The sequence below is a fragment of the Flavobacterium amnicola genome, from assembly GCF_004122165.1.
GTDB lineage: Bacteria > Bacteroidota > Bacteroidia > Flavobacteriales > Flavobacteriaceae > Flavobacterium > Flavobacterium amnicola.
In genome coordinates this window covers 930,551-945,282 of sequence record NZ_SBKO01000001.1, presented here as the reverse complement: position 1 = coordinate 945,282, position 14,732 = coordinate 930,551, and the positions used below count along the sequence as shown (strand labels likewise).

The window sequence follows — 14,732 nt, the reverse complement described above, 5'->3', positions numbered from 1 at the left end:
TTTATTTTATATATTTTGGGTGAGAAGTTTATCCTGAGCTTGTCGAAGGAAGCCCAAGAGGGGGAGCAAAATAAAAGTCTAACATTGTAGTTAGACTTTTTTATTTTATATCATATTCATTAAATCCAAAAGAATTACTGGCAGCACAACCAGCAGAAAACAAAAAAGCCCTAAACAATGTTTAGGGCTTTTTTTTGAGCGGAAGACGAGGCTCGAACTCGCGACAACCAGCTTGGAAGGCTGGAGCTCTACCAACTGAGCTACTTCCGCATTAGCGAGTGCAAATATAAAGAATAACTTTCCTTTAATGCAAACTTTTTAAAAAAAATATTTCCGATAAAAACACATAAAAAGCCGACCTTTTGTAAATCATTTATACTTAATAATTTAGATTAAGTTTTAAATTTGTATTTGATGATTGAAATTAAAGAAATTCCTACAGAACTAACCTATAGTGTACGCCAAGCCATTTTAAGGCCAGGAAAACCTATTGAAAGTTGTTTTTTTGAGGGAGACAAACTAGACACCACTACACATTATGGTATACTTATTGATAAAGAAGTTGTAGGAGTTGTTTCTGTCTTTTTAAACAGTAACATAAATTTTACTGAAACAACACAATTTCAGCTTCGAGGGATGGCGATTAGCGATTCCGTTCAAAAAAAAGGATTGGGAAAATTACTTTTAGAGGAAGTTGAAAATTGTATTTTTCAAAAAAAAGGAAACGTTATCATTTGGTTTAATGCCAGAGAATCGGCAGTTGCTTTTTACAAAAAATCAAAGTATCAATTGATTGACAAACCTTTTGTGATAGAAGGAATCGGCACTCATTATATTATGTACAAAAAACAAATTTAGACCCATGCGCTATTTTATAACCATTCTTATCGGAATATTTGTCTACGTTGGTTGCGCAAATAAAGCTTCTAATGTGATTACCACCGAAGAATCGATTCAAATCGCATTAGAAAACGAGTCTTTATTAGAAAACTGGAACATTAAAGAAAATCGCGTTGCACTCTTAGAAGTCATTCGAACGGCAGGAGCAGAAGGATTAGACCCAGAAGATTATCATTATTCTGATTTGGTAAAATATGAAGATGCCATTTTCTTGAACACTACTCAAATTGAAGAATACCACAAATTACTGACGGAATCCATTATAAAATATACGTCTCATCTTCGCAACGGAAAAATCAATCCACTAGAAATTTATGATGATTGGGAAATTACTCCAAAACCTATCATTAATGATTCTTTACTCACCATTGTGCTCAATCGAAAGAAAATTGACAGTTTGGTAGAAGCAAGCAGACCTAAACACATTATCTACAAAAAACTGAAAAAGGCATTATTTTTAATTAACACGATGCCAGAAGAACAATTTGACACCATAAAATACAAAGAGAAAATTTATTTTGGCGTCAAAAGTAATGCTATTGAAAAAATCAAAAAACGCCTTCGTTTCTGGGGAGATTTAAAACCTTCCGATACCAGCGCTAACAATCTTTATAACGAAGAATTTAAAAAAGGGATTATGCGATTTCAATCGCGTCACGGATTAGTCGCTGATGGCAAAATTGGCCCAGGAACACTTCGCATCATCAACATCAGTAAAGAAACTAGGAAACAACAAATTATTGCCAATTTAGAGCGCTGGAGATGGTTTCCAGAAGACTTAGGGGATAATTTTTTGAGTGTCAACTTACCCGATTATCAACTTCAAGTTGTAGAAAACAAGGACACGGTTGCTACTTACAGAGTGGTCGTTGGAAAAGTAAAAAGAAAAACCCCAATACTGTCTTCAAAAGTAGACAATATTGTCTTTAATCCAACTTGGACAGTTCCGCCAACGATTATCAAAGAAGATTTAATACCCGACGCCACCAAAAACAGAAGTTATTTTCAAAAAACAAGGGTTAAGATTTTTAACTATAAAAACGTTCAAATTCCAGTGAGTCAATGGAAACCAGAGGATGCCTTAAACTATAAATACGTTCAAGATCCAGGATATAACAATTCCTTAGGGGTAGTTAAAATTAACTTTAACAACGATCATTTGGTGTACATGCACGACACCAATCACCGTGAATTGTTTGTCAATAATTACCGAGCGCTAAGTTCGGGTTGTGTTCGTATTGAAAAACCACTTCCCTTGGCCGAATATTTACTAAAAGACAAATTGAAAAAATTTAGAGTGAAAGAAGAAATCGTTCAAAAAGGAAAGAAGAAACCAATTACACCAATTTATAAATCTAAACTGGTTACGATGCCTGTTTATACTTTAGCCGAAATCGACACGATTGTGCAGACCAAAAAAACAAAAGCTGTAAAAGTAAGTCAGAATTTTGGGATTCATTTCTTATACTTTACAGCTTGGTATGATAAAGGTATTTTAAATTTTCGTAATGACGTCTATGTCTATGACAATGAATTGTATTTACGATTAAGAAACCAATTTACTAGCAATCTCATAACTTCTACTCGGGTGGAAGATAAATAAACAAGATTTTCCTTTTACCGTGTTGATGATTTGATTTTTTAAGGATTCAGGAATTGCTGGACAACCTTGGCTTCTTCCTAAATAGCCTTGACTTCTCAAAATTGATGGATTTGCATAATTCGCTCCGTGCATAACTACCGCTCTTGCTCTTGCATTATGATTAATTCCTCTTTCTTGTCCGTCTAATTTTAAAGATAATCCGTGTTTCCCAATATAGGTTTCACCCGTTACATAAAATCCCAAACTGCTTTTGTTCGAATTTTGAGAATTAGAAAAACTTGTCGCATATTCACCGCCAGATTTCATTCCGTGTGACACCACTGAATTGAATAATATAGTATTGGAAGTCAAATCAATAACCCACAATCTCTTTTTTGTCGAAGACATACTGAAATCAATGATTGTGATGATATCTTTTTCTATAGCCCCGCTTTGTTTTAAAGCATAAAACCCTTCCATTGCTCTTTTAAAACAATCCATTTGAGGTATAGCAAAATTGTTTGCATTCAATGAATTGTAAACCATTTCAATTTTTGCAGCCATACTCATAGTCACATTGGAAGCAACCATTTTCGGATCAGTTTCGATGTTTTTTACGTTATTAGTAGCTTTTGGGGCAAAAGACATTAAAAATAACAATACTAAAGGTAAAATTCTGTAAATCATTGATAATCTTTTATTTGTGTTGTTGTTTGTGTTTAGCAAATATTAATAAAAAAATAATACCCACCAAATTTTTTTTGCATTTTATCGGTTTTTTTTGCATTTCATCGATGAAATGCATTTTTTTAAATAGTTAAACAATTCATAAAATACTTTAAAACACAGGGACTTTCAGTATTTTTGACATCATCTCAATCAAAAAAATTATGTACAAATGTTTATTGGTATTAATGGTGAGTTTTCTTACTATCAATACATTTTCACAGACATCAAGCTCAAAATCAGAGCCTTATCTTAAAAAGAATTTGGCTGCAAAAAAAATTGAGCACTCCATCACAATAGACGGAAAGCTGGACGAAGCGGAATGGCAAAATGCCGAAATCGCAAAAGACTTTGTCATGTTACAACCTGATAATGGCGTCCCTCTAGACGAATCAAAGAAAGCGGAAGTAAAAGTATTGTATGACAACGAAGCCATTTACATCGGTGCCTTTTTAAAAGACGACCCTTCACTCATCATGAAGGAAATCACACAACGAGATGATGATGGTTCTGCTGATTTTTTTGGATTGAGTGTGAATGGTTATAATGACGGACAACAAGAATTTCGATTTTTTGTAACGGCCGCTGGAGTACAATTGGACGCTAATGCCAACTCCCAAACCGGTGAAGACTTTTCTTGGGATGCCATTTGGAGTAGTGAAGTAGAAATTACAAACGACGGTTGGTATGTAGAAATCAAACTACCCTATTCGGCGTTACGCTTCTCGGAACAAACACAACAAACTTGGGGAATTCAGTTTTTCAGACAAATACGTCGCGATCGTCAATTGTATTCTTGGAATCGATTTGATAATACCAAAGGAAGCTTAGAACAACAATCGGGCGAATTAACAGGGATCGAAAATATCAAAACCCCTACCCGTCTATTCTTTTTCCCATATGCTTCAACATATATTAATAACAACAAAGAATTAGGCACTAAAATAGATGTAAAAGGAGGTTTGGATATTAAATATGGTATTAACGATGCCTTTACCTTGGATGCGATTCTTGTTCCTGATTTTGGTCAGACCGCTTTCGACAATCAAATCTTAAACCTTGGTCCGTTTGAACAACAGTTTAACGAAAACCGTCCTTTTTTTACGGAAGGAACCGATTTATTCAACAAAGGAAATCTTTTTTACTCACGACGAATTGGCGGAAGACCTTCTTATTATCCAGAAACAGAAGACAATGAAGAGATATTGAATTACCCTTCAACCGTAAACCTATTAAATGCCTTAAAAGTTTCAGGTAGAACTAAAAACGGATTAGGCGTTGGGGTATTAAATGCCGTAACTGAAAAAACAGACGTAACGATTCGTAAAACGATTCTTAATGACGACAATACTATCCGATTTGAAGACAGAAAAGAAGTAGTAGAGCCGCTTTCCAACTATAACATTCTAACTTTAGACCAACGATTCAATAAAAACTCATCGGTTTCATTTGTCAACACAAACGTGACGAGAAACGGAAGTTTCAGAGACGCGAATGTTTCTGCGGTAGTCTGGGATTTAAATACTTCAAAAAACACTTGGAATTTAGGAGGTGATTTTAAATACAGTCACGTCAATCGACTAAACAGCGACAACAAAAACGGCGTCAATACTTCTTTATATATTGGAGAAACAGCAGGTAAAATTCGTTTTAGTGTGAGAGGAGAATACATTTCTAAAAAATTTGACAATAATGATTTAGGTATTACATTTCAAACCAATTATCACGGAATATATTCTAACTTAAATTATCGATTATTAAAGCCCAACGATGTTTTAAACAGTTTTAATGTAAATGTAAATGCCAATTCACAATTTCAAAATACTTCAGGAAGACTGCAAGCCGGAAATATTAACGCCAACTTTAATGCCACGACGAAAAAGAATGATAGTTTTGGGGGAGGTCTTTTTATCAGACCTTTTAAAGTCCACGATTTCTATATGCCAAGAACTGCTGACCGCTACTTTTTAAATCCAGAATATATTGAATCCTGGTTTTGGATTTCCTCCAATTATAATCGAAAATTCGCCATCGATTTTAACCCAGCCATTGGTGCTACATCGGTTGAAAAATGGAACAACTTCGGATTTAATTTAAGTCCACGCTACCGATTTAGCAATAAACTATTATTAACCACTGGGTATGAATATTTCAAGGAAAATAATTCGAGAGGTTTTTTCACCAAAGTAGATGATGCGATTATAATCGAAAACCGAGACATCAACACTTCCACTTTGTATGCCAAACTAAAATACGCCATTAATAATAAAATGACTATTAATTTGAATTCAAGATATTATTGGAGTTATGTACAACACAAAGAATTTGGAGAACTTCAACAAGACGGAACGGTAAGCGATACTTCTTTTCTAGCCTACGGCAGTCAAGATTTTAGTGCTTGGAATATCGATTGCTCGTATTCGTGGTGGATAGCCCCTGGAAGTCAACTAAATGTACTTTATCGTAACAATTCATCGAACTTTAGTGACGGATTAACCCGTTTGGATCGTGATTTCAGAGGTAATTTCAACAACTTGTTTGGCGATAAATTAAACCATACCTTCTCGATCAGCTTGCGTTACTTTTTAGATTACAACCGCGTTAAAAACTGGATTTAATTTTTTACTTTTGAAGCTATTTCCTGCTGTCCACTGTATCTTTATTGTTGACTTCGAGAACCTCAGTCAACAATAAAGGATGCCGTTACCATCAGGGCTAAAAATCGATTCAAAATGAACAAAAAAGTAATCTTAATGATTCTGGACGGTTGGGGGAAATCTCCCGACCCAAAAGTATCGGCCATAGACAACGCCAACACACCCTTTATAAATAGTCTATATACCCAATACCCAAATGCACAACTTCGCACCGACGGTTTAAACGTAGGCTTGCCGGAAGGACAAATGGGAAATAGTGAAGTGGGGCATATGAATCTTGGCGCGGGACGAATTGTTTATCAAGATTTAGCCAAAATTAACTTAGCGGTTCAACACAAAACTTTAAATCAGGAAAAAGTCTTAAACGATGCGTTTCAATACGCCAAAGACCACAATAAACCCATCCATTTTTTAGGCTTATTGTCGGATGGTGGCGTGCATTCACATACATCACACTTAAAAGGATTATTAGATGCGGCTACCACTTTTGGTTTGACGAAACTTTTTGTACACGCATTTACCGATGGTCGCGACGTCGATCCGAAATCGGGCGTCAATTATATTGATGATTTTACCCACTATTCTCAAAATACACCGGCACAATTAGCCTCCGTAATTGGGCGTTATTATGCCATGGATCGGGACAAACGTTGGGACCGCGTAAAAAAAGCCTACGATTTGTTGGTCAACGGAAAAGGAACTCCTTCCAAAAACGCTTCTCAAAGCATTGTAGAAAGTTATCACAATAATATCACTGATGAATTCATCGAACCGATACTGATGGTGGATGAAAACGAAATGCCAATCGCCACCATTCAAAATGGGGATGTTGTGGTGTTTTTCAATTTCAGAACCGATAGAGGACGTGAATTAACCGAAGTCTTATCGCAAGTAGACCTGCACGAACACAACCTGCATAAATTGGACTTGTATTATGTGACCATGACCAATTATGACGATACGTATCAAAATGTTCATGTGATATACGACAAAGACAATATCACCGAAACTTTGGGAGAAGTGTTGGAAAAAGCCCATAAAAAACAAATTCGCATTGCCGAAACCGAAAAATACCCGCACGTTACTTTCTTTTTTTCGGGTGGAAGAGAAATTCCTTTTGAAGGCGAAACCAGAATCTTAAGAAACTCGCCCAAAGTAGCCACTTATGATTTACAACCTGAAATGAGCGCCTACGAATTGAAAGACGCCTTAATTCCCGAATTACAAAAAGGCGAGGTAGACTTTGTATGCCTTAATTTTGCCAACGGCGACATGGTAGGACATACGGGTGATATGGCAGCCGCTATTAAAGCCTGTGAAGCGGTAGATGCTTGTGTCAAAGAAGTGGTAGAAACTGCCTTACAGCATAATTACACCACTATTATCATTGCCGATCATGGTAATTGTGAAACGATGATCAATCCTGACGGTTCCCCCAATACGGCACACACGACCAATCCGGTTCCGATTATTTTAGTGGATAAAGAATTAAAGACAATAAATAATGGTGTTTTAGGAGACATTGCCCCTACTATTCTGGAGTTAATGAATATAGCCCAACCGGAAGTGATGACGGGGAAATCGTTGTTGTAAATCTATTTATATACAGATAGCGCAGATTTCCTTCGGCAGTAGCTACGCTCGTCTGCAATCCTTGCCCACAAACAATACAAACTACAACCCTAAAAGTTGTAGTTTTTTATTAAAAGAAATCTGAGATTTTAAAGAAGAAATAGCCCTAAAAATAAAAAAGCCCTCCAATCAAATGGAAAGCTTTTCATCTCGTTGGCACAACGAGACTACAAAACCTGCTATGGGTTATTTTTTGAAGAAATAAGTTTTTCTAAAGAAAGTCTATTCAGCTTTTTCAACCTTTTTTCTTCTTTCAAAGCTTCTGTTTTGGAATCAAAAGTACAAGAATATACAATTTCCCAGTCATTAACTGATGCTGTATAATTACTTTCACCTGAATTGTGTTTTTGCAATCTACTCTCTAAGTTTGAAGTAAATCCTTTATAGTAAACATCTTTAATTTTCGAATACAATATATAAGTGTAAAACATAAACCAAATATAAAATAAAAAAGCCCTCCAATCAAATGGAAAGCTTTTCATTGGTCTAACTACTAAACCTGCTATGGGTTACAAAGCCATAGCCTAAACAACACAACTACTCTTAAATATTGTAAGAGGGCAAAAAAGCTCCGTTTTTATACGGAGCTTCCTCTTTTCTGGCGGTCTGGACGGGACTCGAACCCGCGACCCCATGCGTGACAGGCATGTATTCTAACCAACTGAACTACCAAACCAGTGCGTAATTGCGAGTGCAAATATACAACGCTTTTTTACTTCTGCAAGTATTTTTTAATTTTTTTTGAAAAAAATTTTTCGCCTTTTAGCCAAACTTTTGTTTTTCAACCAAATAAGTGGTCATAATTTTTTCAAATTTTTCATCCACCGAAACCGGAACGTACTTGATTTTATACATGGCACAGGTACTGGCTACCTTATCAAAATACGTTTGTACTAATTTTTCGTATTCCGTTTTGATATTTTCGGCAAACAAATTGACCTGCTCTCCCGTTTCCACATCGATAAACTTTCGTGGCGTATTGTCAAAATCAAATTGAAACTCCGTTTTTTTATCGGTCACATGAAACAATACTACTTTATGTTTATTATGTTTCAAATGCTGTAAAGCTTTGAATAATCTTTCGTCATCTTCCCCTTGAAACATGTCCGTAAACAAAATAATCATCGAACGACGGTGCATTTTTTCGGCAATTTGATGCAAATAGGTAATCGTGTCGGTTTGTTTGGCTTCTTTGGGAGATTGCAACAAGCCTTCCAATTTATTCAACAGCATGCGATGATGGCGGTCACTTCCTTTTTCGGGAGCATGATATTCATACGAATCGGAATAAATGCTCAAACCCACGGCATCCCTTTGTTTCTTGAGCAAATTCATCAAAACTGCGGAAGCCAGTACCGAAAAACCAATTTTATTCTCGTAAAAAAACTGATTATCGTTCAGTTTGGGATAATGCATAGATGAAGAGTTATCGATAATTAAATGACAGCGTAAATTCGTTTCTTCTTCAAATCGCTTGGTATACAAACGATCGGTCTTGGCATACAACTTCCAATCGATATGTTTGGTGCTTTCACCCGCATTATAAATTTTATGCTCGGCAAACTCGGCCGAAAACCCATGAAAAGGACTTTTGTGCATTCCAGAGATAAAACCTTCCACAATTTGATTGGCCAACAATTCTAAATGTTGGAAACTGGAAATCTTAGGTAATTGCGCATCAATCTTCATACTTCAAATATAGGAAATGATTTTTTATCAAATTATCATTCATCAATACAATCCTAAAAATAATATTACAAAACCGCTACTCATTTGGCACAACTATTGTTGTAATGTCGCTTCTTTATGTACATTTGATTTATAAAACAGAACTATGACTCCCGAAACTTTACAATCAATAGCCTTCAAGTGGTTTGAAGCGTTTAATACCAAACAATTAGAGAAATTATTATCGCTTTACGATGATGAAGCGCAACATTTTAGTCCGAAGCTGAAAATTCGCCAACCGGAAACCAACGGATTAATCATTGGCAAGGAAGCGATGCGTGTTTGGTGGCAAGAGGCTTTTGATCGATTACCGAGTTTACATTATAAAGTAACTTCCTTGACTGCTAATAGCGATCGTGTTTTTATGGAATATGTTCGACAAGTAACCAACGAAGAAGACATGTTGGTTGCCGAAGTTTTAGAAGTCAGAGATGGTAAAATCATTGCTTCACGCGTGTACCATGGATAACAAGAGGTTCGACTTTTGCCGAACCTCTTACTAACAAGAAATACAATTGTTTTTAATACAATCGGACTAGGGTTACCTCTCCGTTACCAGTAATTGAACCTGAAGCAATTGGCCCAGTTACATCACTCCCAACCCTTATCCCTACGATATCATTTAAATTAAAATAGCTAACGAATGAACCCGAAATTTCATGATAAGGAAGTTGGTACAAAAAAGTAGCAATTAATGCTTGGGGGCCATGTGTATTATCTCTTTCTAAAAAGTCCGTTTTCTGATTTTGAAGTATAGCTCCGCTAGTTTTATTGTACAAATAGGCCCTTGTACCTAAAACTTTTGCTTCATTGCAGGGACTTGAACAGGATAAAAACCAATTATTGTTTGCATTTACAAAATACGTTACAAGATAATAACCCGCTGCAGGTACCGTTACATTGGAAGTAGCAATATCAATAATGGACCCTTGTGAGGGCGTTGAAATTCCAAAAGAAGCTTTAGTGTAGGAATTCGTTGCCGGCACAACTGGAGTGGCCCAAGAGGCATTACCCGAAGCATCAGAAGTTAATACTTTACCCGTTCCCGCTCCTGAAGTTACTTGTAAATTTATTGTTTTTGTTTTGCCAACCACGTCTAACTTTGCCGTTGGAATAGAAAGACCAATACCAACATTTCCAGCATTATTATTGTATATATCCGTTCCATTTGCCCCCCATTGAGAAGAGGTTCCAGCATTTCCTGCATACAAAGCATACGGCACACTTAATAATTGACTCGTTCCTGAAATTGTGTAGTTGGTACCACCAGTAGGATCGGTTTCTGTTTTTACGTAATAATTATTAGTTCCCCAACTTATAGAAGCGAACGTTCCCGAAACGACTGTTCCAGCTCCTATTTCTAAAGCTGCTAATCCATTGGTATTGGTTGTTGGTGTTTGCGTTTCTACATATACTGCCGTTCCATTTGCTGTTCCTTGCAACACACTGATTCGCATTCCAACAGTGGCATTCGTTACTAAGACATTGCCGGCATTTCTAACAACCGCTTGATAACTCATTTTTTGTGGTGCTTGCGCAAAAGCGGAAGAAAGCGATAAGAAGAAAGATAAAAGACAAACAGTCTTCACTATTTTATTTATTGTTGTTTTCATAATATTAGTTTTTAATGATTTTGAATGTTTTTAGTTCCTTATTATTTGAATTGATTTTTAAAATATAAATTGCTGAGGGATAACTTTCCATATTGAAAACCGTTTCTTCATTGGATATTTTTCCACTTTTTATCGGCTTCCCTTGAATGTCAAACCACTGATACGTCACTTCATCCAAATTGAAGTTGGAAATTTTCAAGATCACACTGGAAATAGTTGGATTGGGGTAAACAAGCGCTTCGAGTTTAATGTTTTCAAATGCTGTACCGCTCAAGGTGAAAATTTCAACCGATTGTTGGACCCCTTGATTGATACTTCCTCCTGACCCTGTTTGTTCGTTATAAGTAATTTGACCAATAGAATAACTGGACGAACCACCGGCACCTGTCGCATTTCCGCCTGATGCATTAACCGTTTGCTGCGCCATGAGTTTGGGCAAACAAAACAATAGGAATAGTAAAATTGTTTTTTTCATTTTTTATAAATTTAAGTAGTTAAAATCCTTATTAAGCAGTACAAATTTGAACCATTAGTAAATAGGAAAAAACCACAAAAGGACGAACGACATTTTAAATACACGAACGATCATTTTAAAATAAAAAAGGCCCTATCTCGTTTTTAAATGAGATGAACCTCTTTCTGCTTAAAAAACCTACTTAACTTATTTTTAGTTTCTAATTATTGCCTCTTTTTTAACAGGTTTTACCATTAAATTTTCTGGTAATTTTCCGAAATTAATTTTGCTTCCATCAGACCAAACCGCTTTTGCATTGTCATCTTTATTATTTTCATTGAACATCACTTCATTGATATTACTATCAAAATCAATAGCTAATACATCACTTTGGATTTTTTTGTTTGCATCAATACGATCGCCTACAGCAATCCAAGAAACAGCAACGTTACTTGTTCCATTATTAAGTTCTTTGATAGTAAAACCACTTTTATCTATTGATTCGATATAAATACCGTTGCATTGTCCCATTGGTGTTGTAGTTACTATTGGAGTATCTCCTAATAATGCTGCGTAATCGATATCAAATAAAACTCTTGCCATACCGTTTGTAAGTATAATTTTTCCTTTTTTGTAGATGATGGCTTCTGTAGAAGTTACCGTGTAGGCTGCTTTTTTGCCAGTATTCGTTTCCACAATTTCGATTTGTTTCCCTGAAGTATATTCATCACCACTGTTATACGATGCGAAAAGAGTTCCAGAATTCATATTTCCAATTTCCCCTTTACTCCATGACCCTATTAAACCTCCATAAAAACCACCTCCAATTGAAGATTGAGATGATGATTGTGACATTCTACCCGTTCCAGTTGTCAAAGCCGCAGTAGCATATACTCCATAACCAGTACTGGCACTATTTTTATATCCCAAACTTGACCAATAAGCTCCGCCAGTAATTGCTCCTAAAACCCCTCCTGTTCTGGTAAAATCATTATCTGAATGACCTGTTACTCCAAATGAATAGACATCGCCCCAATAATTGTGACCACTCACAGCTGTATTTGTTCCTGTTCTAGAATAATTTATTCCGTCGTTTTGAGAATCTCGGGTTCTGTACCCATAAATAGCACTTTGACCGTCGCCAGTAGCTGTAAGTTGCTGACTATATGTATAAAACTTATGACTTGCCAAAGGATCAGCGCCGACACCTGTATTCCCATTTTTAAGAATAACCATAGCGTTGCTCCTTTCGCCTGGATCAACAGTTTGGTTAGCATTAGTATCAATCGCATTTCCTACTACCAATAATCTATCGGTGGCATTAGCTGCGGTAAACGCTAATGTTCCATTAGCAGAAGGCGTATAGCTTGTAGCACCAATACCCAAAACCGTCTCTGCGAAACTTGAAGCGGTATTTAGCGCTCCAAACGCTGTCGAATACATACCATCCGCTATTGAACCACTTCCAAAAGCTGTTGAAGCAAAACCATTTGCTATTGAATTGGTACTAAAAGCTGTTGAATACTGACCATTTGCTATTGAACCACCTCCAAAAGCTGTTGAATATGCACCTGCTGCTCTTGTAGTTATACCGAAAGCTGTTGAATTAGAACCATTCGCTATTGAATTTAAACCGAAAGCTGTCGAATAACTCCCAACATTACTATCATCCCATTCTGTTCCACCGGTGTAACCAACTCTAAAAGCTGATTTTCTGGGATTCCAAACCATTCGAGCGCCTACAACTGAAGGCATCATTGCGCCTGAAAAAACCGTTCCAGTAACAACCAAACCGTCTGTACCGTTAATTGTAACAGCACCGGCATCTGCTGTAATTGTTTTTCCCAAACCTGCACCACCAAAATCATAGGCTTGATCTAACGTACCACTTGCAATGGCTGAAGGCGCAACCCACGCCACATTCCCTACTCCATCCGTTTGCATAATTTGATTTACAGTTCCACGAGAAAATGGTAAAATGTAATTATTAGCAGTCGTTGTTCCTATAGAAAATCGGCCTAAAAAATAACCAGCATAACCAGTGGCTTTGGGTACATCAGAGTACACCCCATAATGCAACCCATTTGTCGCTGTTTCGGCGATGTAATTGTAAATTCCGTATTTGTCTCCTGTTCCTGTGCTTGTAATATTGTTAAGCACACCATACTGAACTCCACTTCCAGAGTTATTAATATAGTTTTTCACCCCATACTGAGCACCACTTCCTGAACCTGCAATCCAGTTATTCGTTCCCAAACGGTCACCAGTCCCAGTGCCTGAAAGGTAATTTCGAACCCCGTAGTGTGCGCTATTTCCTCCCGATACGCTAATGTCGTTTTCTACACCAAATTGTTCACCTGTAGATGTTCCGCTCAATATGCTTTCAACTCCATATCTCCTAAGTCCACCACTACCGTCGATGTTATTATAAACTCCGTAATGTATATTAGCATTACCAGAATTGGTAATCTTGTTATAAATACCGCGAATATTTCCTTCTGAGGAACCAGTAAATTCGGAAAAAACACCTGTTTCTTCCATTGCACCGTTATTATTAGTAAACGTATTACTGATTCCCGTATGAAAACCCCCAGTCGAATTGGAAATCACATTATCCACTCCTATTTTATCTCTAATTCCGGATGTTGTGAAAGTCGATTTTACGCCCAAAGATATCGCATTCGGATTGGAGAAAGAATTGTACATTCCGTAAGTAATGCCTGTTCCCGTTCCCGGAAAGCTATTATTTATTCCAGTCCTTGAACCTGATCCACTTGTTGAGATAGAGTTATTCACCCCATAAGCATCAGCTGTCGAAGTACCACCTACGAGATTTCGCAAGCCAGTGGCGGCAGTACCTGATCCTGGCGTAATTGATGTGGAAACTCCTTGAATAACTCCCGTAGCAAAACTACCCGAAATACTTGATTGGACACCACTGGAAATACTCCCATCAACTGGATTGGAATGTCTCACACGCATCGCGTAAATTTTTCCGGAAGCAGTTTCGTCTACATCCAGTTTGTAGGCTGGGTTGTTATTTCCAATACCTACATTTCCGGTGTGAAACATACTATCGGTTATAGCATCGGGCGGAGTAGTCGTCCCTACTTCGTAAAAATCGTGATCGGATGTTCCGGTACCTCCAACACTTTTCCAAGTCAGCGTACTATCATCCCAATAATAAAAACCGGGTTGTTTACCTGCAGCTACTGTAGTTAAATACACCATCATTCCTTGCTGCGCCGCAGTTGGATTCGTTACTGGAAAGGCATCAATTTTCGGAATCAGAATACCATCGGTATTGGATGGTGTGGCTTGATTCGTAGATTTGATTTCCAATTGTGCCTTTGGGTCGGTTGTGTTAATTCCCACTTGTGAAAATGCAAATTGAGTCACCAACAAGAATAGCAATGTGAGTACTAATTTTTTCATTTTGA

The 14,732-nt window shown here is 36.9% G+C and carries 11 protein-coding genes and 2 tRNA genes; 5 read left to right on the top strand and 8 right to left on the bottom strand.

Going from position 1 to position 14,732, the window contains the following annotated elements:
• Positions 1–197: 197 nt before the first annotated feature.
• Positions 198–270 (bottom strand) — tRNA-Gly (locus tag EQG63_RS04165).
• A gap of 144 nt (positions 271–414) precedes the next feature.
• On the opposite strand from EQG63_RS04165, the gene EQG63_RS04160 reads away from it, so the two are divergent.
• Positions 415–858 (top strand): GNAT family N-acetyltransferase, encoded by a 444-nt coding sequence (locus tag EQG63_RS04160; protein WP_129434725.1) that lies wholly within the window; start codon positions 415–417, stop codon positions 856–858.
• A 4-nt stretch (positions 859–862) separates the two neighbouring features.
• The gene (locus EQG63_RS04155; RefSeq protein ID WP_129434723.1) at positions 863–2,503 is read left to right on the top strand and encodes a L,D-transpeptidase family protein; all 1,641 of its coding nucleotides are present in this window, start codon (positions 863–865) and stop codon (positions 2,501–2,503) included.
• Here EQG63_RS04155 and EQG63_RS04150 read toward each other — a convergent pair.
• Complete coding sequence (locus EQG63_RS04150) at positions 2,447–3,169, bottom strand: murein L,D-transpeptidase catalytic domain family protein (RefSeq protein ID WP_129434721.1); 723 nt, start codon at positions 3,167–3,169, stop codon at positions 2,447–2,449. The two genes, EQG63_RS04155 and EQG63_RS04150, sit on opposite strands and share 57 nt — an antisense overlap.
• Before the next feature lie 203 nt (positions 3,170–3,372).
• Between EQG63_RS04150 and EQG63_RS04145 the strand changes: the two genes are divergently transcribed.
• Positions 3,373–5,826 carry a DUF5916 domain-containing protein gene (locus tag EQG63_RS04145; protein ID WP_129434719.1) on the top strand — a complete coding sequence of 818 codons (2,454 nt, stop codon included), beginning with the start codon at positions 3,373–3,375 and terminating at the stop codon, positions 5,824–5,826.
• A 114-nt stretch (positions 5,827–5,940) separates the two neighbouring features.
• A complete protein-coding gene (gpmI, locus tag EQG63_RS04140; RefSeq protein WP_129434717.1) occupies positions 5,941–7,458 on the top strand; it encodes a 2,3-bisphosphoglycerate-independent phosphoglycerate mutase in 1,518 nt (505 codons plus the stop codon).
• A 218-nt stretch (positions 7,459–7,676) separates the two neighbouring features.
• Here the strand turns inward: gpmI and EQG63_RS12415 are convergent, their stop codons facing one another.
• The 3 genes from EQG63_RS12415 to EQG63_RS04125 all read right to left on the bottom strand — a co-directional run bounded on the left by EQG63_RS12415 (position 7,677) and on the right by EQG63_RS04125 (position 9,186).
• The gene (locus EQG63_RS12415) at positions 7,677–7,928 is read right to left on the bottom strand and encodes a GIY-YIG nuclease family protein (RefSeq protein WP_129434715.1); all 252 of its coding nucleotides are present in this window, start codon (positions 7,926–7,928) and stop codon (positions 7,677–7,679) included.
• Between the two features lie 168 nt (positions 7,929–8,096).
• Positions 8,097–8,173 (bottom strand) — tRNA-Asp (locus EQG63_RS04130).
• Positions 8,174–8,259: 86 nt separating this feature from the next.
• Positions 8,260–9,186 carry a DUF58 domain-containing protein gene (locus EQG63_RS04125; RefSeq protein WP_129434713.1) on the bottom strand — a complete coding sequence of 309 codons (927 nt, stop codon included), beginning with the start codon at positions 9,184–9,186 and terminating at the stop codon, positions 8,260–8,262.
• Positions 9,187–9,331: 145 nt separating this feature from the next.
• On the opposite strand from EQG63_RS04125, the gene EQG63_RS04120 reads away from it, so the two are divergent.
• Positions 9,332–9,694, top strand: a complete 363-nt coding sequence (locus tag EQG63_RS04120; RefSeq protein ID WP_129434711.1) for a nuclear transport factor 2 family protein — start codon at positions 9,332–9,334, stop codon at positions 9,692–9,694.
• A gap of 52 nt (positions 9,695–9,746) precedes the next feature.
• Here EQG63_RS04120 and EQG63_RS12330 read toward each other — a convergent pair whose 3' ends face one another.
• From EQG63_RS12330 to EQG63_RS04105, 3 genes are all read right to left on the bottom strand, one after another.
• Positions 9,747–10,838: a hypothetical protein gene (locus EQG63_RS12330; RefSeq protein WP_206733254.1), complete on the bottom strand. Its 1,092-nt coding sequence runs from the start codon at positions 10,836–10,838 to the stop codon at positions 9,747–9,749.
• A 4-nt stretch (positions 10,839–10,842) separates the two neighbouring features.
• Positions 10,843–11,313, bottom strand: a complete 471-nt coding sequence (locus tag EQG63_RS04110; protein ID WP_129434709.1) for a T9SS type A sorting domain-containing protein — start codon at positions 11,311–11,313, stop codon at positions 10,843–10,845.
• A gap of 192 nt (positions 11,314–11,505) precedes the next feature.
• Positions 11,506–14,727 carry a hypothetical protein gene (locus EQG63_RS04105; RefSeq protein WP_129434707.1) on the bottom strand — a complete coding sequence of 1,074 codons (3,222 nt, stop codon included), beginning with the start codon at positions 14,725–14,727 and terminating at the stop codon, positions 11,506–11,508.
• Between the last annotated feature and the right edge of the window lie 5 nt (positions 14,728–14,732).